The sequence below is a fragment of the Paenibacillus antarcticus genome (genome assembly GCF_001637225.1).
GTDB classification, from domain to species: Bacteria; Bacillota; Bacilli; order Paenibacillales; family Paenibacillaceae; genus Paenibacillus_AQ; species Paenibacillus_AQ antarcticus.
In genome coordinates, this window is the sequence record NZ_LVJI01000048.1 from 25577 (window position 1) to 49793 (window position 24217).

Genomic DNA, 24217 nt, shown 5'->3' on the forward strand with positions numbered 1-24217 from the left:
CATAATTTCTACATCGTATACTGGTACTTTATGCGTATTTGATTACTATCGAAGTTACACCGATATCAGGCCTGATGCGCATTCCTAGTTCTACTGCCTCTCCTATACCACCGATGATACTTTCTACCTCAGTAACGCCACGTAATAACAAGCTCCAAGCCTTACTATCAACCGATATCAATTCTACCGTGAGCTGAGTCTCATTTAGAATCGCATTCATCTTAAAGCTAGAATTGCCCTTTAGATCTGGTATTTCTAAATGCATTTCAACACCTTCTACAGGTGCAAACACGTGAACTTCCACACCATCTACGTAATCATAATCTGGTTTTGTATTTACTGCACCTACAGGAACTAAACTGCCCTGACGTGCATATAGAGGAAGACTCATGAAACCGTGTTGCTCCGAACGCCAACTGCCACCTTCTACGGACTCACCCGTAACGAAAGATGTCCATCTACCTGAAGGTAAGTAAAATTCAGCAATTCCTTCTTCGTTAAATATCGGAGCAACAAGCAGTGAATCTCCAAGCATATACTGACGATCGAGCGTCCGACATCCCGGATCTTCGGGAAATTCGAGTACCATTGCACGCATCATAGGTAAACCAATCACATGTGCATCTACAGCACTACCATATAGATACGGCATAAGACTACATTTTAGTTTCGTGAAGAAACGCATCACATCCACAGCTTCCTCGCCAAACATCCATGGTACCCGGTACGACTGATTACCATGTAGTCTGCTATGGCTGGATAATAGTCCAAATGCAGCCCAACGCATATATACATCTGCAGGCGCTGTATTCTCAAAGCCTCCAATATCATGACTCCAGAATCCAAACCCTGATAATCCTAGTGATAACCCACCTCGTAGACTCTCCGCCATCGATTCGAAATTAGCAGAGCAATCGCCGCCCCAGTGGACTGGGAACTGTTGCCCACCAGCGGTTGCTGATCTAGCAAACAAAGCAGCTTCTCCTTTACCTAGCTTCTCTTCTAATACTTCAAACACAACCTTGTTATAGAGCTGTGTATAATAATTATGCATACGATGCGGATCAGATCCGTCAAAGTAAACAGCATCTGTCGGGATCCGTTCACCGAAGTCTGTTTTAAATGAATCTACACCGATATCAATCAATTCACGTAAATAATCACCATACCATTGGCATGCATCAGGATTTGTGAAATCGACAATAGCCATTCCCGGTTGCCACCGGTCCCATTGCCATACGCCTCCATCTATCCGTTTAAGGAAGTAGCCACGCTCAGCACCTTCATCGAATAGACGTGATTGTTCACTAATGTAGGGATTAATCCACACGCATATTTTCAGACCTGTCTCCTTCAAGCGCTGGAGCATTCCTTCGGGATCTGGGAATACCTTCTCATCCCATTCAAAGTCCGTCCAGTGGAGTGCCTTCATCCAAAAACAATCAAAATGGAACACATGCAGCGGTAAATCTCTCTCCTTCATACCATCAACAAAACTCATGACTGTCGCTTCATCGTAATTGGTTGTAAAAGAAGTCGTTAGCCATAACCCGAACGTCCATGCCGGAGGTAATGCTGGTTTACCGGTCAATGTAGTATAGTTTCTTAACACATCACGTAGCGTTTTCCCACCAACGATGAAATACTCTAGCTTCTCACCCTCAACACTGAACTGTACCTTCGATACGCGTTCCGAACCAACCTCAAATGAGACTAACCCCGGATTGTTAACGAATACACCATATCCATGACTAGAAAGATAGAACGGGATGTTCTTATATGCCTGCTCCGTACCGGTGCCTCCGTCCCGATTCCATATATCGAAAGACTGGCCATTTTTAACAAAAGCTGTGAATCGCTCACCTAAACCATATACTTGTTCTCCTACACCCAGATCCAATTGCTCGCGCATGTATGTCTGCCCATCTTCCCTTGTTACATGGGCTAAGGACTTAATTCCGCTACCTGTAATACGGCGTTCATTTTGGAAGAATGAAATGCCCCAATCACCTTCGGTATGCACACACGCTTTGAGTCCACCACTCTGAAGCCACAGTTCACCCGTTTCCATACCTGTCTCAATCTGTATGCCTTCTTGTTCCGTGATTTCAAACTCAGGTCTCTGAACAATTCCACCTTTATGGCGATGAACAGATACACGAATAACGTCCGCCATAGGGGACGATAGTTTGACCGTCATTAAAGGTAAATCAAGTAAAGCCCAACGTGGCTTCAAATCTCTTGGAGATGCATAGACACTAATTGATTTCTCTTGGGCTTTAGGATCATAGGCTTGTACCGGACTCATTACTTCATATCCTGGAAGTGTCAACCAGTTACCATCACTAAATTTCATTATAAGGTCACCTCAGTAGTTTAGGGGGAAGCCTGAACTCATGGTACAGACTCCCCGCCATATGTTTTGTGTTTGTTCATCTAACGTTTGTCAAATCAATGATTCATGTTAATCGTTCCACAGTTTGACACGTTGTTTCACAAGTTCCTCACGTAGTGTTTCTGCCTTATCAACACCTGCTTTATCCAGGTCCTGCATGTAGGACTCCCAAACCTTATCAAAATTATCTGGTTTAGCTAGAATCGCTTCAGGAATACGTTTCCACGTAATATCTCTCAGTTTGTTATCAAGGATTAAAACTTCACTATCGCCTGGAATTGCAATATTCCATGCAGCTCCCCAAGGTTTAACTTTGAATTCATCATCTTTAGGGAATAACTCTCTCCAAGTTGTCACTTTGTACGCAGCTAACGTTTCTTTCTCAACAGCGTTGTAATCTGCAACAATTTGTTCAGGGAAGCTTGTTGTGTAATAGTTGTCTGTTGAATCTTTCACACCATCGCCATAGTGAACGCTAAGATTGTTATATAAGCCAATACCTGTTTCTTTAGTAAAATTGGTAGCATCATTGATTTTACGTGAAGCTACATCTGCAGGAATCACACGTTTACCATCTTCTATCTTGTAATCTTTACCTTCAACGCCCCAGTTCAATAACACTTGACCTTCGTCTGAAGCTAGGTAATCGAGGAATTTGATTGCACGGACAGGATCTTTACAATCGACACTGATACCTATACCGTATCCAGCCATAAATCCTGTAGGCCAGAATGATGTTTCTTTATACTCGGAAGATAGGGTTACTGGATAGTGACCGTAGCCTTGATCTAGCTTATTTGCCGTTTTAAGTGCCTTCTCCGCATCCCCATAAGCCCAGTCTTGGTCAATCATACCTATAACACGACCCGTTGCAATCTTCGCTTTATACTGGTCATATTTCTGTACGAAACTTTCCGGATCCAATAATCCAATGTCGTTCATATGGTTTAACCAACGGAAGTATTCTTTCTCTGCTGGACGTTTGTAGTGATAGGTAACTTCCTGCGTATCGATATCAATCGCATATTCTCCATCATCGGAGGAACCTGTTGTGTAGAAGGCTGGATTTGTAACAGTGATATACATATACCAGTCATCCGCATTCAGTGTCAGACCAATGTTTTTGTTACCATTCTCATCTGTAGGATGTTTATCAATGTATGATTTGATAACGTTCTCATAATCTTGAACAGTTTTGATTTCAGGATATCCTGCTTCTTTAACGGCACGGTGCTGCAATTCAAACCCACCCGTTGCTCTCAACGATTGATTATCTACCCCTGCATAGGAAGGAATCGCATAAATAGCCTTATCATCATCACTATAACGAGCGCGTTTTGTATATTCACCTAATACTTTTTTAATATTCGGCGCATGTTCTTCAATTAAATCTGTCAAATCTAACATCGCACCAGCATCGACGAGTTTACTGATATCGTTCTTCGCACTGATTAGATCTGGGTATTCACCACTAGCAGCAATCAAGCCCACTTTCTGCTGTGGATCACCTACGGCGAATTCTGCATCTAACGTAATACCCGTTTTTTCTGTAATAATTTTACCTGTCTCATCTTTCATCCCCGTCCAGTTCGGACTTGGATCAGCACTAAAGAGGGATAACGTCATTGGTGTTATATCTTCTGTTTTTGTCGTAGGTGTTGTGCTTTCTGTTCCTTTGTCTACCGGAGCAACCGTCTCTACATTCTTGGTCCCACTACATCCAGCTAGCAAGCCAATGAGCATTGTAGAAGCAAGTAATAGAGCGGATGCTTTCGTCTTTGTTTTTCGTTTGCTATCCATTTATCGAACCCTCCTAAGTTAGTTGTATCTATCGTATAACAGGATTACCCCTGATCATACCTTTTTTACAAACCTATCTAGCCGTTAGCTTTTAACCGCACCAAGTGTCATACCTTTAACAAAGTACTTTTGCAGGAATGGATATACAATCAAAATGGGTACAGTAACTACGATCGTAATAGCCATTTTGATAGATTCTGGCGAGACCTGATTCGTCGCATTGGATGGAATATTGGAACGATAATCTCCACCATTGCCTGATGTCGTACTTTGGAGTACTTTCATCAACTCATATTGAAGTGTAGTCAACGCTTCATTCGATCCATTGTATAAATACGTATCGAACCATGCATTCCACTGTCCTACTGCCAGGAATAGGGCTATCGTAGCTAGAGCCGGCTTAGCAAGCGGTAGAATAATGCGCCAGTAAATCGTAAAGTCATTGGCTCCGTCAAGTTTGGCGGATTCTTGCAAAGCGTAAGGAATACTGTCAATAAAAGAACGGACAACGAATACGTTGAAAGCACTTACAACACCAGGAAGAACATAAACTGCGAAAGAATTCATTAGACCCAAATCACGCATTAGTATATAGGTAGGAATGAGTCCTCCAGAGATATACATCGTTAGTGCTAGGAAAGTTGAGATCCATTTACGTGCTTGAAACTCTACGCGGCTAATAGCAAAGGCCAACATCGAAGCACTAATCAAGCCTAATATTGTACCAATGATAGTCCGAAGCGCAGAAATCTTAAAACCTGTAATAAGTCCAGAGAATGTAAAAATCTTAATATAGTTGTCTAACGTAAACTCCCTAGGGAAAATTGTAATTCCGCCGCGGACACTATCAATGGAATCATTGAACGAGATCGCGAGTACATTCAGAAATGGATAAGTTGTGACTATAACGACGAATGAGATAATAACGTATACGAATATATCAAAAATCCGATCTGACCAACTTTTGCGGCTAGCAAACGATGTATTAGACACAGTAGGCCCTCCTTTTTCATGATTAATAACTTGGAAGTCAGTTTGCTATAGAAGGCTTTCCTTCGTCGTACGTTTGAAAATACCATTTATCGTAAATAGCAACACTACACTGATGACTGAGTTAAAAATGTTGATAGCGGTACCGAATGAATATCTTGCCATGCCAAGTCCATATTTCAGTGAGTACAAATCAAGTACCTGCGAATAATCAGTTACTAAGTTATTGCTTAATAGGAACTGCTTCTCAAATCCGATATTCAACAAATTACCAACGGACATGATGAGGAGTACTATGATTGTTGGACGAATACTTGGAATGGTGATATGCCGAATCTGCCGTAACCGAGTTGCACCATCCACGCGTGCTGCCTCGTAAAGCTCAGGACCAATGCCTGATATCGCAGCGAGATAAATAATGGCGTTCCATCCCGTTTCCTTCCAAACATCAGATAAGGTGACAATTCCCCAGAACAGATGACCTTGTGCCATGAACTGTATAGGTTCGTGTATGATTCCTAAACCGACTAGAATAGCATTTATCATGCCGTTTTCTGTAGACAACATCTTTGTAACGATACCTGCTGCAACGACCCAAGATACAAAGTGAGGCAAGTAAGATATCGTCTGTGCGAATCTTTTGAATATACCTAAGCGTAATTCGTTCAAAAGAAGAGCAAAGGTAATTGGAAAAATAAAACCTGCTATCAATCCCATACTACTCATGGCGAGTGTATTTCGGAGCGACAATAGAAACTGATCATCTTGGAATAACGTTTTAAAGTGTTCCAAGCCTACCCATTCTTGTTCAAAAAAACTTCGTGCTGGCTTGTATTTTTGAAAGGCCATCGTCCAACCCCATAATGGAAGGTAACTGAATACGAACACCCAAATTACAAAAGGAATCGTCATGAAATATAAATACTTTTGATTTTTGAACGTCTTCCAAAAATTTGATGACTTAGGCTTTCTCACGGGTTCTGGCTGATTAACTGAACTTTCCGTCTCTAGGGCTGTTGCCGTCTTCATATAACGCCCTCCTCTCTATATCGTAATTTTAATAAAATGTAAGCGATTACAGTACCCTGATAATTCGATATAAAATCATATGAAAATTAGAGATTTCACCCCAAAATTACACATAAAAAAAAGACCTCTCATATAGAAAGGACTCCATCACGAAATATCACACACCTTTACGATATGAGGAAGGAGACACCCCCTCATATTTACGGAATTTGGCGTTGAAATAATCCGCATTCATATAACCAACCTTTTCAGCTACTTCGTATACTTTCATACCTTTTTCTAGAAATCGTTTGGCGTTTTCAATGCGAACCTTGTCTAGATACGTATTGAAATATTCACCCGTCGTATTCTTAAACATTTTCCCCAGATAGGCTGTATTATAGTTAAATAATTCCGATAGTGTTTCCAGCTTCAAATTTTCGTTGTAGCGTACATGAATAAGTTCCGTAATTTGTTTAATTTCATTGCCACGTCCCTCGCTGCTAATCTGACTAGCCATCCCTTGTAAATAAGATACCGCATGTTCTAACAAATCACTCAGATAATGACTATGATATATTTCTCCTACAGGGACAGAATGTTCTGCAGCGAACAGGCGAATACTTGGGTAAACCGACTCTAACCTTGCAAGGATGCCGCTCAACAAAAGAACAAAGCTTTCCTTTATTCCAGTCTCATCCATTTGACTTATATCTAGTTCATCACTTATTTGTAATACGAGTGGCTCAATCATCATGCTGTTCCCTGTTTCTACCGCGAGCTGTAACCGGGTCTGGACTTCACCAGGAACGGATAGCTCTTTGAAAGCCTTCAATTCCATATTAGGGAGTGCGGAACTCGTGCTCATCAGTCTATTTTTGGGAGAAAAAAAGCTTAATTCTAGTAACTCACGTGCAGCGTTGAATGAGATTGTAGCAACTTCCGGCCCTTCGACACCACCACCCGCTACTGCACTGAAATCAAGCCCAACATTACGAAAGATTTCAACAAGCGGTCTGAACCACATCTCATAACTTTCCATGTCTTGTAGCGGCTTGTATAAAAGTATGCCTACATAAGGAGGAATGTTAAAGAACACACCCACCCCAGTCAATTGAACCTGTTTCGAAAGTTTAGCTCTGAGTAAATCCAACGCTTCCGGCGATGCTTCCGTGATGTCACTGAACTTGAATAGGACAACCTCACACGGCTCTTGCCCAAGACCTAGATCCTGAGCATGCTTTATTCTGAGCATTATAGAAGCTTCCTCAGCCTGAGGTTCTAACAATGCATGAAATAAGGTCTCTTTGTTACGATCTGGCTCTGCTTTACTCCACTGACGAAATTGATTCTCTAGCTTCAACGTATTCCGAAGATTATCCAAATAAGTAATCAGCTCATCGTCATCAACAGGCTTAAGTAAATAACCATCGACCTGGTGTGCCATTGCTCGCTTCGCATATTCGAAATCGGCATATCCACTCAAGATCAAAATATGAGAACTGGAGCCCTGTGTTCGAAGTTCAGCAATTAGCTCCAGTCCATCCATCCCTGGCATTCGGATATCTATAATCATAAGATCAGGTTTTAGACTATGATATTTATCAAGCGCTTCAAATCCATTAGATGCCGTGTCTACAACCTGATACCCTGTTTCTTCCCACGGGATGAAGGTTCTCATTCCTTCTCGGATCTTAGGTTCATCGTCTACAATTAGCACTTTTATCATCTGATTGTCTCCTCCATTGGAATGCTAAAGGATATGGTAGTCCCCTCTTCTGGATAGCTCTCAATAATCAATCCATGTGTTTCTTCTTTATAGGTAAGTTTCAATCTCAAATGCACATTCCGAAGTCCAATTCTCTCGCCTGCTTGTTCTTCATGCATTTCTAGCATGTTACGAACTTGCACCAGTCGCTGGGAAGAAATTCCGATCCCGTTATCTCGAATCATGAATACCGCTTTGTCTCCTACCCTTTTTATCTCCACTATTACGAGAGCTCCCCCCATTTTATTATCCAAGCCATGGATGACTGCATTCTCTACCAGGGGCTGAATAATCAACGGCGGCATATGTAAATTCTCAGTTCCAGGATCCACGATAAATTGATACTGTAACCGTTCTTCATACCGAAACTGTTGTATTTCCAAATAACATCGAACCATTTCAAGCTCTTGTTTCAATGGGATTGTACTGTTTCCAACTTCCAAATTACTTCGCATCATCTTCCCAAGCAAACGAACCACTCTAGCAATTTCCGCTTGTCCTTTCATATGTGCATCCATTCGAATAGCTTCGAGCGCATTGAATAGGAAATGGGGATTAATCTGGCTAGCCAGCATTTTAAATCGGATATCGTGCTGCATCTGCTCTAATTGAATATTCTGTTCATTCGATTGTTGTACCTCAATCATCAGATCATGAATACTTCTTACCATAGAGTTAAATTGGCGTGCCAGCAGTCCAATCTCATCCTTCCCTTCCATCTGTAGGGTCGTATCGAAATGCCCTGTTCCTACCTTATTGATATGACGGCTAAGCTGTAATAATCTTCGAGAGAATAGGGACGAGAAGCTATAAATAAATAAAAAGGCTAGTACTAGACTAATTACGATAACCGTAAGTGCGAGCTTAATAATCTGATTAGGCTCCTTCACAATGCTAGCTACTGAAAATACAGATATAATCCTTAGCCCATTCCAACTGGATTGTGGGTTTAAATTCTCCACAATAATTTTGGATGCTTCACCATCCATAATGGCTTCGTAGCTACCACTTTCCTGCCCAAGTACACTTGTATCCAACCCTATATCTGATAGCTCTTTATTCGTTCGCTCACTGCGATTAGATGCGATAATATGGTTCTTCTCATCGACAATCATCGTTTCGAATGATTCCTGATTCAGGATGGAGCTTATTTGAGAGCTATTTACATTAATGACAAGCATACCGTAATTCTTCTGACCCTCTAGTTCTATTTTGCGCACAAGACTTAAATATTTCTTATGGTCCCGTTCGTCCTCGAGATATTCCCAACCTACCAATCCTACATTATGTAGTGCCTTCTGATACCACTCGCTACTCCTTATTTCTTCCGAGACATTTATAAGCTCCCAATTGTTAAGCAATGTCTGGTTGTCTGTGTACAAGCGGATATTGGATATTTCCTTATATAATCGTATATACTCACGAAAATCGGGATAATCACGGTAAGCTTCAACCACATCATATACGCTTTCATATTGACGATTTGCAAGTCTTTTTAGTCGGGCATCATTCGACAATCGATATGAGATATCCAACGAAACATTAAGAACTTCCTCAGTTCTCTTATTAACCCGATCCACGTTGATCGACGCCTGTTCACTGGCATTCTGAAATGCCATGGTCCTCATTTCGAATGTTAAATAACCACCAACAAGCACAACAGGTATCAGGGCTACAACTAAAAAGGATAGAAGAAGTTTATTACGGATTTTCATATCATTTAGTAGCTTCACCAACCGGTGCCACATAGGGGGATGCCTCCAACTCTTTTTCGGATTTCACGACCCTCTCAATCTACTGGTGTGAATATCCATACCTTACATAAGAAAAGAACATTCTGCAATATGTAATAAATAATAGATGCCTTCCGCGAGTCATGCGAAAGACATCTATTATTTCAAATTTATCAAGGCTCATCGCTTTATCTGCGATATACCGTAAGCTGTCGATTCAGTTCATAGGTTAACCCATAGACCTGCTGATAGAGTGAGAATAGACCTTGATATTCTTCAACTTGCTGGGGATTGGGACTATACACTCGTGCTGGTCGAATGAAGGCTTCGGCACAGGCACGAAGTGATGAGAACCAACCACAACCGTAGGCTGCTAACATCGCTGCTCCCATCGCGGGCCCCTGTTCATTCTCTAGCTTTACAACAGGTGCTTCGAAGATATCCGCTTGCATTTGCAGCCATGTCTCGTTAAGTGACCCACCGCCAATAGCTACAATTTCAGTAATCTCCTTACCTGATTGACGCATGATTTCAAGTGATTCACGAAGTGAAAAAGTAATACCCTCAAGCACAGCTCTAGCAGCATGCGATAACGTATGCCCAGCATCCAAACCAATCAAGCTACCGCGAATATCTGCATCAGGATGCGGTGTACGTTCTCCGCTAATGTACGGCGTGAACAATATCCCTCCGCTACCTGCTGGGATCAAATGAATGTCTTGAAGTAATTCATCGAAGCTGAGATCCTTCGCGAATGTCTCCTTAAACCATGTCAGGCTGTGTCCCGCAGCCAAGGTCACACCCATCGTATAAAAAGCATCTTGTTCTCCGTGGTTAAAAAAATGAACACGGCCGTCAAGCTTAAGCTCCTTGCGCTGTTCGTAAGAGAGAATAACACCTGAAGTTCCTATACTACACATAGTTTTGCCCTCACTCAGAATTCCTGCACCAATCGCACCACAAGCGTTATCAGCACCCCCAGCAAATACCTTTGTCTCAGGTAGAAGCTTCGTGAATTCCGCTACCGTTGGTAACAGTGTCCCCGTCTGTTCGAAAGCTTCGACCAATGTGGGACACAGAGACATTGGTAAATCAAAGGCTTCTGCAATTTCTGAGCTCCAACATTTATTCCGTACGTCGAGAAGCAGTGTTCCTGCAGCATCCGAATAATCCATCGCTAGATTTCCTGTCAGACGGTAGCGCAAGAAATCTTTAGGTAGTAGGAATAGACTCGCTTGCTCTAACAACTCAGGTTCATGTTCCTTCACCCATAATAATTTGGGAAGCGTGAACCCCTCTAGCGCACGGTTACATGCAATAGTTAGAAGCTTATCTCCAAGTGTCTTCTCGATCCTACGACACTGCTCAGTTGTTCGTGTGTCGTTCCAGAGTATCGCTGGCCGAATCACACGTCCATTAGCATCAATGAGCACGAGTCCGTGCATTTGTCCAGAGAAGCTAATACCTTCAACATCTTCAGGATTCACATTGGATGTTTCCATAAGTTGACACAAACTACTTAGCGTTTGCTGAACCCAATCTTCTGGATTTTGCTCACTCCATCCCGCTTCCGGTCTACTCAGGGGGTAAGGCTGTGCTTGCTCACAGACGATATTCCCTTCCTTACTTAGCAGTACTGTCTTCACGGCACTTGTGCCTAGATCAATCCCAATGACGTATTTCATAGCGCACTCCTACTCAGCTAGAATGTATTGATTCAGTATACCCTTCAACATTTCCTGACGACCTGATTCATTTCTGCGAGGATTAGCATTATTCATTGCATATTCAGCAAGTGAAGCGAGCGTTGCTTTCCCATTGATCACATCTGCACCAATGCCTTCATTAAAGCTACTATAACGCTGATCGATGAAATCATCGAACACACGATCTTCGATCAATCTTGCTGCGACTTTCAACCCTTTGGCATACGTATCCATACCCGCAATATGAGCTAAGAACAAATCCTCAGGTTCGAAAGATTGACGACGTACTTTAGCATCAAAGTTAATACCACCTCGACCCATACCGCCGTTCTTCAGCACTTCATAGAGTGTTAGTGTTGAATCGTAAATATTGAGAGGGAACTCATCGGTATCCCATCCAAGAAGCATATCTCCCTGATTAGCATCAAGTGATCCCAACATGCCGTTTATACGGGCAACGCGCAGTTCATGTTCAAAGGTATGTCCTGCAAGTGTAGCGTGGTTTGCTTCTAGATTAAGCTTGAAATGACCGTCCAATTTGTATTTCTGCAAGAAAGAAATCGTTGTTGCCGCATCGAAATCATATTGATGTTTGGTCGGCTCCTTCGGCTTCGGTTCGATTAAGAACTGTGCATCAAATCCGATTTTCTTCGCATAATCTACAGCCATCGAGAACAGACGTGCCATATTGTCCATCTCAAGCTCTAGATTGGTATTAAGTAATGTCTCGTATCCTTCACGCCCACCCCAGAACACATAATTCTCTGCCCCAAGTTGTTTACCGACTTCAAGGCCCTTCTTAATCTGCGCAGCGGCATGTGCGTATACATCAGCATTACAGGTTGACCCTGCACCATGCATGTAACGTGGATTGGAGAACATATTGGCCGTATTCCAGAGCAGTTTCTTACCTGTTGATTTCATACCCTCTGAGATTTGATCCACAATGATATCTATGTTGCTATAAAATTCACGTAGACTACTTCCTTCTGGTGCAATATCTATATCATGAAAACAGAAATAAGGAAGGTTCATTTTTTCTAAAAATTCAAATGCCGCTTCCACGCGTGCCTTCGCCAAATCAAGTCCAGTCCATGAATCCCAAGCACGTACCGCCGTCTCTTGACCAAACGGATCTGATCCGCCAGCTGTTAGGGTATGCCAATACGCCATAGCGAAACGCAGATGTTCTTCCATCGACTTACCGGCTACCATTTCTTGCGGATTATAAAATTTAAATGCATAAGGATTAGTGGAACGACTACCTTCATAAGCAATCTTACCAACGGAATTAAAATAGGCCATGTGATGTATCCTCCTCAAATTTAGAACATTCGCAAGCGTTTACAACGGTATCGTATCATAACTTTTCCACTTTGTATATTGGTTAAACAAAGTATTTTATTTAGTGTATACTAGTCTTACGATATAATGTTAGAAGCTTATTAACCGAATGTTTAAAAAGGATGTGTGGTTTGTGAAAGTTACCGGGGATCAAGCATTGGTTAAAAAAATCAACAAATCGCTAGTGCTGCATACCGTTCGTAAGCACTTCCCCCTATCAAGATCTAGCGTATCAGTCATGACAGGTTTAAATAAAGCCACCGTGTCTACGCTTGTTGCAGAACTATGCGAGCAACAGCTCGTCATTGAGGTCGGACCTGGACAATCTAGTGGTGGTCGTAAACCGCTTATGCTACATTTCAACAATATGGCAGGCACTGTGATTGGGATTGAACTGCATGTTAAACAGTTATCTGCTGTTCTATGCGATTTGAAAGGCGATATCATACTCGTACGTGATTTCACATTGGAGCACCATGGACTAGCCTATGTGTTAGATACAATGAAAGAACTCATTGCTGACTTAATATCCGTTGCCCCTTCTACTCCTTATGGAACAGTAGGGATTGGCATCGGTGTGCCTGGTATGGTCGATGAACAAGGAATCCTATTATTTGCGCCCAATCTTGGTTGGGAGATGGTTGAACTTCAACAGATACTAGAGACTTATTTTGCTATTCCCGTGACCCTTGATAATGAAGCGAATGCCGGTGCGGTTGGTGAATTGAACTTTGGAGCGGCACAAGATGTGAGTCATCTACTATACGTCAGTGCAGGTTCAGGAATCGGTTCAGGCATCATCATTGACGGAAAGTTATACAAGGGTGCTCGAGGATATGCTGGTGAGACAGGACATATGTGTATTGAGGCAGATGGCAAACCCTGCAGTTGTGGCAGCCGTGGATGTTGGGAATTGTATGCCTCCGAGAAAACATATGACACGTCCTTGTTTAAGCTACCCGCACACAATACACAGGATCTGATACGCTGTGCTAAACAAGGGGACATTGAGGCCATTCGACATTTCGAGCAAATGGGTAAATACCTTGGTGTTGGCGTTACCAATTTAATTAACAGCTTTAATCCGGAATTGATTATTATTGGTGGAGCTCTGTCAGAGGCTGAGCCATGGCTAGCAACATCCATGAATGCAGTTGTAGCAGAACGTACACTTCCCTACCACAAGCAGCAGCTTCAAATTACATTCTCCAAACTAGGTAGCCGCGGCACGATGATTGGTGCAGCCTTCTCTTCTGTGATGAGTTTTCTCGGAAGTATAAGAATCACACTTTAAACCAAAAGATCGATTCGAGATAGGGTTCTTTAGCAATATTCCTGCTCCGACGTGCATGCACAAGAAAAGGCTGAGTTCTCCCACATGGAGTAACTCAGCCTTTTCCCTTTTTTATTATTCACGTTATTAACTTGGGTCTGAACGTAACTATCACTTGTATTATCAGAACAATTAGAGGGAACTTATCGAATGGTTTGCCGAATCAACCTTCCCGATACGCTGTTTAGCTGACTTACGGAAATAGAATAGTTCATAAATGACGGGTATCACGATTAGAGTCAGAATCGTTGCGGCGGTCAACCCTCCGATAACGACAATCGCTAAACTTTGTGAGACGATACTACCCTCTTCTGAATGCCCGAATACAAGTGGCAGCATAGCACAGATTGTCGCAATTGCGGTCATTAATATCGGACGCATCCGTGTTAATGCTGCTTCGATAATCGCTTCACGAATCGTCATATATTGCTCATTATGTTTAATCCGGTCAATGAGGACTATCGCATTTGTGACTACGATACCGATGAGCATCAATGCACCGAACAAGGCTGTGAAGTCTGGTGTTACGCCTGAGACGAGGAGTCCAACAATCGCGCCAATCGCTGCTAACGGGAGTGAGAACATAATCGCAAGCGGAGCCCGTAACGTCTTGAACGTAAGCACCATGATTAGGTAAACCAAACCGATCGATATCAATGCTGTCATCCCCAAGTCTCCAAAATCATCAGATTGGTCGACAGATGCACCACCCGCTAATATCAGTACACCGTCAGGAGCCTTGATTGTGTCTATTTCCTTTTGAATGTTAGCACCAATCTTCGATACCAACTTCGGATCTATTTCTGCCGTTATACGAAGGTATTTCTTACCTTCTTTGTGATAAATCATAGCTGGCTCATTCCGAACTTCAAGTGTCGCAAGCTTGGATAGAGGTACCGGTCCTCCAGCAGTCATTAACGCCAGGCTAGTTAGTTCCTTCTCAGTTGTAGGTTGAACCGTTGGTTCCAATACCACTGACGTTGAGACATGATCTAGTTCAATTTGACCTATGGGCATGGGATTAAGCATCGCGCTAATTTGCATCGCAATTTCTTGACCATTAGCTGCAAGTGGATCAACATTGAAAGCAAATACTGGCTTTGTATCATCACCGCTGCTAGTGACCTTTTCTACACCATCCACTGTTTGTAATTTAGCCGTTAGTTCTTTGGCTACCGACGAAATTGCTGTGAATTCATCACCCACAATATCAACGTATTCGGTTGTGGAACCTGAACTCATGACGCCTGTTTCATTAGCTGTCAAAGTCGCTCCGTCATAATTTTTCTTTTGTGCTCGAACTGCTTCCATGAACGCCTGCGCATCAGCGTTTTCCTTCATCATAATCGTGTAGTTAACCTCTGCGAGCGAGGAAACATTCCCCCACTGTGCTTCTTCAGCACTATTTCCATATTGAAGTAGTACGGTATCGGCTTGATCTTGTTTCATCATATAATCTTCAAGCTTTTTACCATTTTCAAGAACTTCTTTAACCGGTACATCATTCGCATATTTCAATTTCACCACGACATAACCTGCATCGGATGCATCAAGAGCACCCTTTGGCATATATACATAAGCTGCAATCGAAGCAGCAAATACGAAAAATGCAAGGGATAGCGTTATCCATTTATGACGAAGGTTCCATGCTAGAAACAATCCGAACTTTTTCGATGATTTCTCTTCTTTAAGGCGAGAACTCCGTAGTAACCATGAACTAAGTAATGGAACTACCGTCAGTGCTACGACCAGAGATGTAATGAGTGAATACGTTATCGTTAAGGCAAAAGGTAAAAGGAAAGCCTGTAATCCGCCTCTTAACAGCCCCATCGGAAGGAATACAGCAACCGTGGCAATCGTAGATGCTGTAATGGCTTGAGCCACTTCTTTCGTTGCACTAATCACCATCTCAACGGAGAAGGATTCTTTTTGCATTCGACGGTAAATATTCTCGATAACGACTATGCTATCATCCACTAGACGCCCTACCGCAACAGCGACACCCCCTAACGTAATAATGTTCAAGGTCACACCAGATACTTTCAACAGATACAAGGTGACTGCTAGAGATAGAGGTATTGAAATCACCGTAACTAACGTCGCTCGTATATTACGAAGGAACAATAAAATGATGATCGTCGCGAACAGTGCGCCCATGAGAACTTCACGCATCATACTGTTAACCGAGTCAACTACCATGTCTGAAGTACTAAATACGACGGCTACATCTGCATTTTTCACTGTATTATTAATATCATTAACGACTTCCTGCACTTTATTACCGACATCTACTGCATTTGCATTGGCTTCTTTAGTCACCACTGCGAATAGTACATCTTTACCGTTGGCTCGACTAATACTTTCATGATCCTGTCTCAGCTCAATCGTTGCTATATCTTGGAGTGTCACACCTTCCATTACCGGTAGCTTATTCAACGTATCTATGCTGTCAATTTGTGATATAACATTCACGTTGCCACTTTGTCCGCCAATCGTTTGTGCCCCTACGGAAGCTTCTACGTTACGACCTTTAAGTACACTCATCAGTTGCGTGAAGGAGACTCCCTTTTGAGCCATCTTAGTCTGGTCTGCACTAACACTGATCTGTGAGGCAGGTCTACCATAAAGTCCAACATTTGAGACCCCTTTAATATTTTGCAACTCATGGAGGATCGTTGTCTCTGCAACGGCCAGATTACTTTCCGTCAAACCTTCATCAAATGATACTGTGATTTGAGAAATTGGGATCATAGAAGTGTTTAATTGAAGTACGAATGGTTTCATCACACCTTCAGGTAACTGCAATGGATCCAATGCTTTTTGAACCTCTTGTGAGGCCTCTTTCATATTCGTACTGGAATCAAAGTAGATATCAATCTTCGCATACCCTTCTCCGGAAGTAGAAAGTATCTCCTTCTTTCCCTTCACTAAACCGACGGCACTTTCAATCGGTTTAGTAACCTTATTCTCCATGGAACCGGCATTCTGACCAGGTCCCATTACCATAACACTCACCTGTGGGTTATCCGCCTCCGGCATGAATTCCATCGGAAGTGTCGTGTAGCTAATCCCTCCAACTACAAGCGCCATAACGACCAGTAATCCTACAGCTGCTTTATTTGCAAATGACCACTTTGTTAACCATCCCATTCCATTTAATCCCCTCTCAAAATATGGTATATCCTATGTACTTTGTTAAATATAGATGGTTTAGAAAGTGGACACAACGGCCATGCGACGGGTTATGAAATCCGACTTCTGACGGAGCATCTCCCCGCCTTAAGTCGTGGGAATACCAGAAATTCATGATGAGGAGGATCACTTCGTATCCTCCTGATGCAGTATGAAATATGAAGAATGTAGTGACTATTCACTCGCTTAGCACAAGAAGAGACCAAGTTACCCTATGTGGGATAACTTGGTCTCTTCTTGTATTCTCGTTATTATTCTCGTAGTGTAAGCAATCGATCAACCGTTATGGAACCTCTCCACTCTGCTTCATTACCAGGGCTGAGAGCAGGCCATCTGATCGGCCAACCACCGTCTTCGCGTTGCTCATTAACCAGTGCAGTCAAATGCTGCGTCAAGATTTCTGGAGATACCCATTTACGACAGTAACTTCTTGATCTTGGCGCAAAGTCCAATACCTTATGGACATACCCACCCGCTTCGGGATCCAATTCAATGGTTCCATGTTGCTGAAGTTGTTCATCTAGCCAGCGTAACATAGGAACTGCTCGATCTCGATCAGGTGTATTTTCCAAGAACGTAATACATTGAATCAGATCATGATAGTCTTTGGTATCGATCTTAGCCATATTATCCCAAACTAATTGAACAGATTGTTCGAACCATTGTTCCTTATAAAATGAAGTTAATACCGACTGTTTATATAGTAATCCTAGTATGGAACCTGTTGGATTCATAGAACCTATATGATCTTCCTCTGTAGTCCACCATGGGGCATGAGGATCTGCATTCAGACTACAGAATGCTCGTGGAAATCCACCTGTTATAGGAATAGTAATCTGCTTAAGATACGATACGATCCCCTCAAGTATTTCAGGATCAAATGCATCCACTTCATCCATAATCAGAAGCGCCATTTCAGTCGGAATAGGCTGACTGATCGCTGTCCGAATATCAGGTTCCAATGCGTTTCCAAATCCACCATCTGGATTTTGATACATACGTAATATTGTAACAACAGCCTCCGAAGATCCGCCTTCGAAGTGATACTCATATCTTTTGCGATCCAGTAATCTAGCATTCGAATAGACGAATGTTCTTGCACGATTCATTTGTTCTGATGTCAACAATGAATTCAACCCCTTTTCAAATTATTTTAAATGAAATTGTTTCTGAAGATATGTAAAGGCCTCAGGACTACATACGCTCGCAAGTTTAACTTGTAATATAGAAGCTGCTACTTCACGACTTATTGATAGTTCTTTAACCCTTGAAGATGCGATCCAATGTTCTACCGTTTCATAAGAGGTGCTATTCCAACCATTTATTTCGCCTAGCTCATTTACTCTTTCCTTAACCCCTGAGATAACGATATCTAGACTCCCTTGTAATTCAATTAGCGCATTATCGAATGTCGATTTCATTTCTTTTGCTTTCATGCCAGCTTGAGATCGCAATTCGCGCGTATCAATACCTTCTTTATGCTGGATACATTGGTATACATCTAATGCCGCTTTCGATAATAACCCTTCCCTATAACGAGTATCTGGCACGTCTGGAAGTCCCAGAACTTTATGAACATACGGAAACCACTCCCGTGACACGAGAATTGCTTTCTTTTTGATCATTTTCCCATATGCGGCTGAACCATCCCAGGGAATCGAACTCTCCACGACCAAGGATCCTGGTCTGTACCTGAATGCCATTGTCTAGACTCAGTCACACTTGAAAGAGAAGGGTGTTCAGGTATCAGTGATGCAAGAGGAAGAATACCAACACGCTCAATAAGTTGTATTACCTCCTCATAAGTATGGATGATTTCATATTTATTATCTGTATCCATCTTCAACTATTTCCATCTCCTTATTCATTAGACTATTGGTTATAGCGATCATACACTTCTCTTGATTTAGAACGGATCTCGTCTCTAAGTGACGTAGGCTCCATGACTTCTGCATCCATTCCAAGCGTATAGAACAATTGAATAGCCCAGGGAATCTCTGAAGCTGGTAGATCACATTCAACCAACCATTCATCTTCACCTATAGATCTAATAGACTCTCCGATATGCTCGTCCCGCTCGACATGAAGCATGCCTTTGTAAGTCAATTTTGCACGAATATGTACGGATACCGGGTCTTTCTTATGTTCTGGATCATGTCGGGATTTATATCGTAGATTCTCTTGAGGTTGTTCTTCTTTAACCTCCTCCATTCGATCTACTCTAAACACCCTTATTTCACCGTGTGTAGGAGAATAAGCCTCACAGTACCAGAACCCGTGTGCAGCATATATTTTATGTGGTTGAAGGATGAGTCTTCTATGATGATTCATGGATTTGTAAAGTGTAGAGATCCACTTAGATTCTGCTGTTAGCAGTATTAATGGTGACAAGTATGGTGTTACATAATTCCGATTAGGCACATTCATTTCCAATGTTTGAAGCAGAGGCTGAATCTGATCGATCATATTCATCGGAAGGATGTTCTTGATCTTGTCTCTTACTGTCCAACGTTCACTGTTAAATGGTGTGTCTGAGTATTCCATTAAACCTTGCAGCGCAAACAATACGGTTAGAGCCTCTTGTGAATTAAGCTGAAGCGGTGGAAGGTGGTATCCCTCCATCAGTCTAAATCCACCCTGAGGACCACTTATCGCATACAATGGAACGCCCATCTCAGATAAAGATTGAATATCTCGTAAAATAGTCCGACGAGACACCTCCATTTTATTCGCCAAAGATGAAGCCGTTTCCCCTTGTAGCTGTAATGCCATAATGACCGCCATTAACCGGTCTACTCTTTTCATTATTGCCCCTCCTCTCAAGAAGGTATGCCATGATTATAGCAAAGGATTAGTGACAACTTATATGTCACCTATAATCCAGTCATACAAAGAAAATTCAAGAAAGCCTCGAAGGTCATACAAGACAAACATATACCATACAATATAATTATGAACCGTGTATTTAAGTTGTTCAAGGGGATTCCAAACACATCATCCCTAAAAGGAGGAACAGGATGTCACATTTCTTCAATAAAATGAAACAAGGTGTAACCGATGTTAGCAAAAAAGCACAAAATACCGTTGAAGCGGCTACTTTGAAAATTCAAATTACATCGAAGGAAAAAGAAATAGATAAGAATTATTCCGCAATTGGTCGTATCATTCACCAATCCGTAGCACGTAAAGAAAGTACCATTCCCATTGCTGATATTCAGAAATTCCAAAAAATCATCCTAAATCTTGAACAAGAAATGGAACTAATGCAGCGAAAAATACAACAGATTCAAAGTCAGAAGGAATGTGGATGCGGTAAAATGTTGCCAGCCGATGCCACCTATTGCCCTTTTTGCGGACAACAGTTTCATGTAGTCAAGGTAAGAACGGTACCTACTAGTGGACAGGGATCTTCTTCAAATACACAACACGTAAATTCAAGCCGACATTGTACACAATGTGGAAGCTCCGTTATGTCAACAGATCATTTCTGTAAAACTTGTGGGCATCAATTATAGGCATGATGAGTGTGTATAGTTCCATGGAACTACAATCCAAATCAACGGATCAAGGGTCTTAAATTATAATAAAAAGATAGGTAGCTGTTACGCTACCTATCTTTTTATGTCATTACCCCTGTATGTAATACAAGCGACTCGTCTCTTCCCAACTCTCACCAGGTTTGATACTAATTAACCCAATTTCTTCAGCATCTCTGCCCTGAATGTTAGGGGCATTCACAAGGTTCATTTGTGGCTCGGGACAGAAGAACTCTCCACACGCTCCGTTATTCCAAATCATCCAGTACTTATAGGATGTACCTACATCATAAATGAGCTTATCACCTGTTCTTATATCGTTAAGTTCCATCATATTACGTCCATTCTGAGGACGTGATGTATAGTGGTTATCCAAGCCATCAAAGTAAGGATTAACACCTTCACCCTTCATGAGCTCTTCATCAGTGCTTAATGGAAGGATATGACCTGTAGGCAAGGTACGATTATCCAGTTCTATTCGCTCACCAATCGTGAGCTTCACACGATAGTCGGCTGCAACGCTATCAGGAACAAATGGCGCATTAATGGCTGTGTGAAAGGCAACTAAATTAGGCATCCGTTCTTTACCGTCATTCTTCACGTTCACTTGTTGTTGAAGTCCAGCCTCACTAAGGGTATATGTTAGTGTAATGGTAAATTCAAAAGGAAAATACTTCTTATATAAATGACCTTCACGCACTGTTTGTGATAGTACGACCTTACTTTCATAGGAATTTGAAGAAAAATGAACCACATCCCACGGAAGTGTATGCATATATCCATGTAAATGGTTATTATTCGCTTCCTCGTTGATAGGTAATTGGTATATCTTCCCTTCCCACGGGAATTTTCCATCTTCGAAGCGGTTGGGTGGGAACAATATAGGAATCCCATATATGCCTGGATTAGCTTTAAAATGTTCCATTTCATCCGCTTTCGGTTCACGTAGGAATTGGTAGCCCTTATTAGTATCTCGGAATAAAATTAGATTTCCACCTAATTCAGGTAACACAGCTGCTTCCAAATCTCCATGCTTAAGCCATATTGCCTTTTCTCCCTGAAAGTTGGTTTCGTATGCCGAATATTGAGTGTTCATAAGTTCCTCCTAAAAAATTATATTATACGCACTTTATAAAGTCCTAGATGATTTATAAAATAATAGGTATATCATACCATGTATTATTACGTTATCCAAAGAAGTAACCTCATATTCTAACTATGAAATAAGATAGGCACACCCATATAAATGATGTAATATGTAGTAGTTAAGAAAATATTACCACTTTTACCTTTAGAAAGGTCTTTGTTAGAGAGGAGAGTATCATGTCGAACAATTTGAATCTTTTAGTAGCAGCTGACTTCAGTCAAATTAGTGAAGAACTACAAGAAAAAATCTATTATGAGTATTATGAATACGTCTATGGCATGATCTATTATATAGTTAAAGACCATGCGACTACAGAAGACATTATTCAAGATGCTTTTATAAAAATAATTACGAAAAAGCCTATCTTTGAGAACGAGATCAAACTTAAAGCTTGGTTAAAAGTAGTTACCCGGAATACTTCCATAAATTTTTTAAGAAAAAACAAAAAACACCGTAACCAACTAGATATTGACAGCGTTTATACATATATAGATGAAGTATTACAGTCACCAGTCTCAGTTGAACACTCTGTGGAGAGTAAAATGATGGAGGATTCTATACTTTCGTATATTAATTCTTTGAAACCAGAGTTCCGCGTATTAATTGAATACCGTTGGAAACAAGGATTATCGTATAAAGAAATGTCAGAACTTCTGGATCTTCGTGAAGATATCATTAAGCAAAGACTATTCCGAGCGCGGGAGAACATTAAAAAAATGATGCATAAAGAATGGGGTGTACTAGATGAACGACGAAAGATTTGATCAATGGTTTGATGATGCCTTTGATAACTCAGTTTCATCATCTAGCCTCTCTTCGGAGGAATCTAAAAAGGAATCTTGGAAAAAGGTTCAGGTAAAGATTGAAAAAATAAATATGCTCAAAAAGAGAAAGCGCCATTTCCAGCTTGCTGCTGTCGTCGCTGCCTCTGTTGCTGCGGGCGCAATTATCTTCAATCCTCCAGCTATAACACAGGCTGGTTCTCCTGTATATTCTTCCATTAAAGACTGGGGCGACGGCGTTATCAATATCGTTTTTGGTACAACTGACCAATCCAATTCGGAAGATGCTAAGACTTCAGCACCACCTGATTATTTTAATGAAACCGAGGAAAACCCTTCAGCGACATTGGAAAGTGTGACTGAGTATCAGTCCAAAGTATTATCCGTTGAAGAAGTACAGAAATATATATCCTTTGCGTATCCCAACATACACAATATACCTGAACGATTTAAGTTGAAAAGTTCTGAGTTACCCACGACAACTCCCGTAGAGAAGTCAGATGATGTTACCATGACTTATAAAACGGACAATAATGAAACGATGAGAATAATAATGCATTATTTCGCTTATCCAACAGTATCCTCTTCTACTGGTTCAGAGGATACAGAAATATTAATATTAGAGAATGAAATTGAAGCATACTACACTCCTGGCCGTTTTAATGATATTAAATTTCTATATAATGGAATGAAAATTTGGATATATGGAAATGTAACAAAGGAAGAGCTTGTAAAGATGGCAGAGAGCCTTCCAAGATAGGTAATTCATAAGAACTTTATCAATAAAGCAACCGCCCTACTCATCATGGGGCGGTTGCTTTATTGTAAGAACAATTAAGGTCTTAACACATGATAGATATTGACTGCAAAATTTATTGTGCTTCTGACTCTTAAATAAAAGAAAAACTTCTAGTGAAATAAATAAAGGGGAGTATCAGTTCACTGATACTCCCCTTTATTGTATTCTATTGTGTAACTAAAACGGAACCCGTGGAATACGTGACTTCTTCAAGTGTAGTCCCTTTTTTCGCCCAAAGAACACCTCTACCACGGTAATAATAACCTGCCGTTACCGTATATTCAACATTTCCACTATAATAATCCGTTGAGACAGAAGATAGTGAACTACCCGTACCTGAAACAGCCACCCAAATAGATCCATTATAGCGCTCTAAGGAGACATTAGCACCTATAGAGTTCACAATCTCATAAGCTGAAATAGTGGCATTGAGTCTTACTTTTAAGCTACTCGGATTCGATATTCCAAGATCAGTATAATAAATGTACTTAAAACTAGAATTAACAGCAAAGGGCAGTAGGCTCTCTGTTACAGGCGGAGCTGTCGTTAACGCACCTGGCTCTAGCGTTTGTTGCGAATCTGCTGCGCTCACTTGAATAGAGAACAACATACTTACTAAGGCCATTAACAATGTTAATGTGAGAAACTTCTTTGGCTTGATTCTTTTCATAGATAAAACTTCCT

The 24217-nt window shown here is 41.4% G+C and carries 17 protein-coding genes and 1 pseudogene; 4 read left to right on the forward strand and 14 right to left on the reverse strand.

All coding sequences use genetic code 11. The features are described 5' to 3' along the window. Nucleotides 1-28: 28 nt before the first annotated feature. The 8 genes from yicI to xylA form a co-directional block, all read right to left on the reverse strand. Nucleotides 29-2356, reverse strand: a complete 2328-nt coding sequence (yicI, locus tag PBAT_RS21090; RefSeq protein WP_068652640.1) for an alpha-xylosidase — start codon at nt 2354-2356, stop codon at nt 29-31. Between the two features lie 108 nt (nt 2357-2464). Then, entirely contained in the window at nt 2465-4195 is a 1731-nt protein-coding gene (locus PBAT_RS21095) for an ABC transporter substrate-binding protein (protein WP_068652642.1), read from the reverse strand. A gap of 84 nt (nt 4196-4279) precedes the next feature. Further along, nucleotides 4280-5188 (reverse strand): carbohydrate ABC transporter permease, encoded by a 909-nt coding sequence (locus tag PBAT_RS21100; RefSeq protein WP_084403297.1) that lies wholly within the window; start codon nt 5186-5188, stop codon nt 4280-4282. A 45-nt stretch (nt 5189-5233) separates the two neighbouring features. Next, nucleotides 5234-6214 carry an ABC transporter permease gene (locus tag PBAT_RS21105; RefSeq protein WP_068652646.1) on the reverse strand — a complete coding sequence of 327 codons (981 nt, stop codon included), beginning with the start codon at nt 6212-6214 and terminating at the stop codon, nt 5234-5236. A gap of 157 nt (nt 6215-6371) precedes the next feature. Continuing rightward, nucleotides 6372-7922, reverse strand: coding sequence for a response regulator transcription factor (locus PBAT_RS21110; protein WP_068652647.1), 1551 nt, complete (start codon nt 7920-7922; stop codon nt 6372-6374). Further along, nucleotides 7919-9709, reverse strand: coding sequence for a sensor histidine kinase (locus PBAT_RS21115; RefSeq protein WP_068652649.1), 1791 nt, complete (start codon nt 9707-9709; stop codon nt 7919-7921). Before PBAT_RS21115 ends, PBAT_RS21110 begins: the two co-directional genes overlap by 4 nt. Before the next feature lie 173 nt (nt 9710-9882). Further along, nucleotides 9883-11379 carry a xylulokinase gene (gene xylB / locus PBAT_RS21120; RefSeq protein ID WP_068652651.1) on the reverse strand — a complete coding sequence of 499 codons (1497 nt, stop codon included), beginning with the start codon at nt 11377-11379 and terminating at the stop codon, nt 9883-9885. A gap of 9 nt (nt 11380-11388) precedes the next feature. Then, nucleotides 11389-12705 (reverse strand): xylose isomerase, encoded by a 1317-nt coding sequence (gene xylA, locus PBAT_RS21125; protein WP_068652653.1) that lies wholly within the window; start codon nt 12703-12705, stop codon nt 11389-11391. A 172-nt stretch (nt 12706-12877) separates the two neighbouring features. On the opposite strand from xylA, the gene PBAT_RS21130 reads away from it, so the two are divergent. After that, nucleotides 12878-14038 carry an ROK family protein gene (locus PBAT_RS21130; RefSeq protein ID WP_188016956.1) on the forward strand — a complete coding sequence of 387 codons (1161 nt, stop codon included), beginning with the start codon at nt 12878-12880 and terminating at the stop codon, nt 14036-14038. A 171-nt stretch (nt 14039-14209) separates the two neighbouring features. Here PBAT_RS21130 and PBAT_RS21135 read toward each other — a convergent pair whose 3' ends face one another. The 4 genes and pseudogenes from PBAT_RS21135 to PBAT_RS21150 all read right to left on the reverse strand — a co-directional run bounded on the left by PBAT_RS21135 (nt 14210) and on the right by PBAT_RS21150 (nt 20074). Then, nucleotides 14210-17227: an efflux RND transporter permease subunit gene (locus tag PBAT_RS21135; protein WP_068652657.1), complete on the reverse strand. Its 3018-nt coding sequence runs from the start codon at nt 17225-17227 to the stop codon at nt 14210-14212. A 293-nt stretch (nt 17228-17520) separates the two neighbouring features. Continuing rightward, the gene (locus PBAT_RS21140; RefSeq protein WP_246168250.1) at nt 17521-18396 is read right to left on the reverse strand and encodes a hypothetical protein; all 876 of its coding nucleotides are present in this window, start codon (nt 18394-18396) and stop codon (nt 17521-17523) included. A gap of 21 nt (nt 18397-18417) precedes the next feature. Beyond that, nucleotides 18418-19109 (reverse strand): annotated as a pseudogene (locus tag PBAT_RS21145) (AlkZ-related protein). 32 nt (nt 19110-19141) lie between these two features. Then, nucleotides 19142-20074: a helix-turn-helix transcriptional regulator gene (locus PBAT_RS21150; protein WP_068652659.1), complete on the reverse strand. Its 933-nt coding sequence runs from the start codon at nt 20072-20074 to the stop codon at nt 19142-19144. 212 nt (nt 20075-20286) lie between these two features. Between PBAT_RS21150 and PBAT_RS21155 the strand changes: the two genes are divergently transcribed. After that, the gene (locus tag PBAT_RS21155; protein ID WP_068652661.1) at nt 20287-20784 is read left to right on the forward strand and encodes a double zinc ribbon domain-containing protein; all 498 of its coding nucleotides are present in this window, start codon (nt 20287-20289) and stop codon (nt 20782-20784) included. A 112-nt stretch (nt 20785-20896) separates the two neighbouring features. Here PBAT_RS21155 and PBAT_RS21160 read toward each other — a convergent pair whose 3' ends face one another. Then, on the reverse strand, nt 20897-21901 hold the full coding sequence (locus tag PBAT_RS21160; protein ID WP_068652663.1) for an aldose 1-epimerase: 1005 nt from the start codon (nt 21899-21901) through the stop codon (nt 20897-20899). 227 nt (nt 21902-22128) lie between these two features. Here PBAT_RS21160 and PBAT_RS21165 point away from each other — a divergent pair, with 227 nt between their 5' ends. Both PBAT_RS21165 and PBAT_RS21170 read left to right on the forward strand, forming a co-directional pair. Next, a complete protein-coding gene (locus PBAT_RS21165; protein ID WP_068652664.1) occupies nt 22129-22716 on the forward strand; it encodes an RNA polymerase sigma factor in 588 nt (195 codons plus the stop codon). Beyond that, on the forward strand, nt 22697-23494 hold the full coding sequence (locus tag PBAT_RS21170; RefSeq protein WP_068652666.1) for a DUF4367 domain-containing protein: 798 nt from the start codon (nt 22697-22699) through the stop codon (nt 23492-23494). The genes PBAT_RS21165 and PBAT_RS21170 overlap by 20 nt, the downstream gene beginning before the upstream one ends. Before the next feature lie 205 nt (nt 23495-23699). On the opposite strand, the gene PBAT_RS21175 is transcribed toward PBAT_RS21170, so the two are convergent. Beyond that, entirely contained in the window at nt 23700-24203 is a 504-nt protein-coding gene (locus PBAT_RS21175) for a hypothetical protein (RefSeq protein WP_068652667.1), read from the reverse strand. Nucleotides 24204-24217 lie beyond the last annotated feature (14 nt).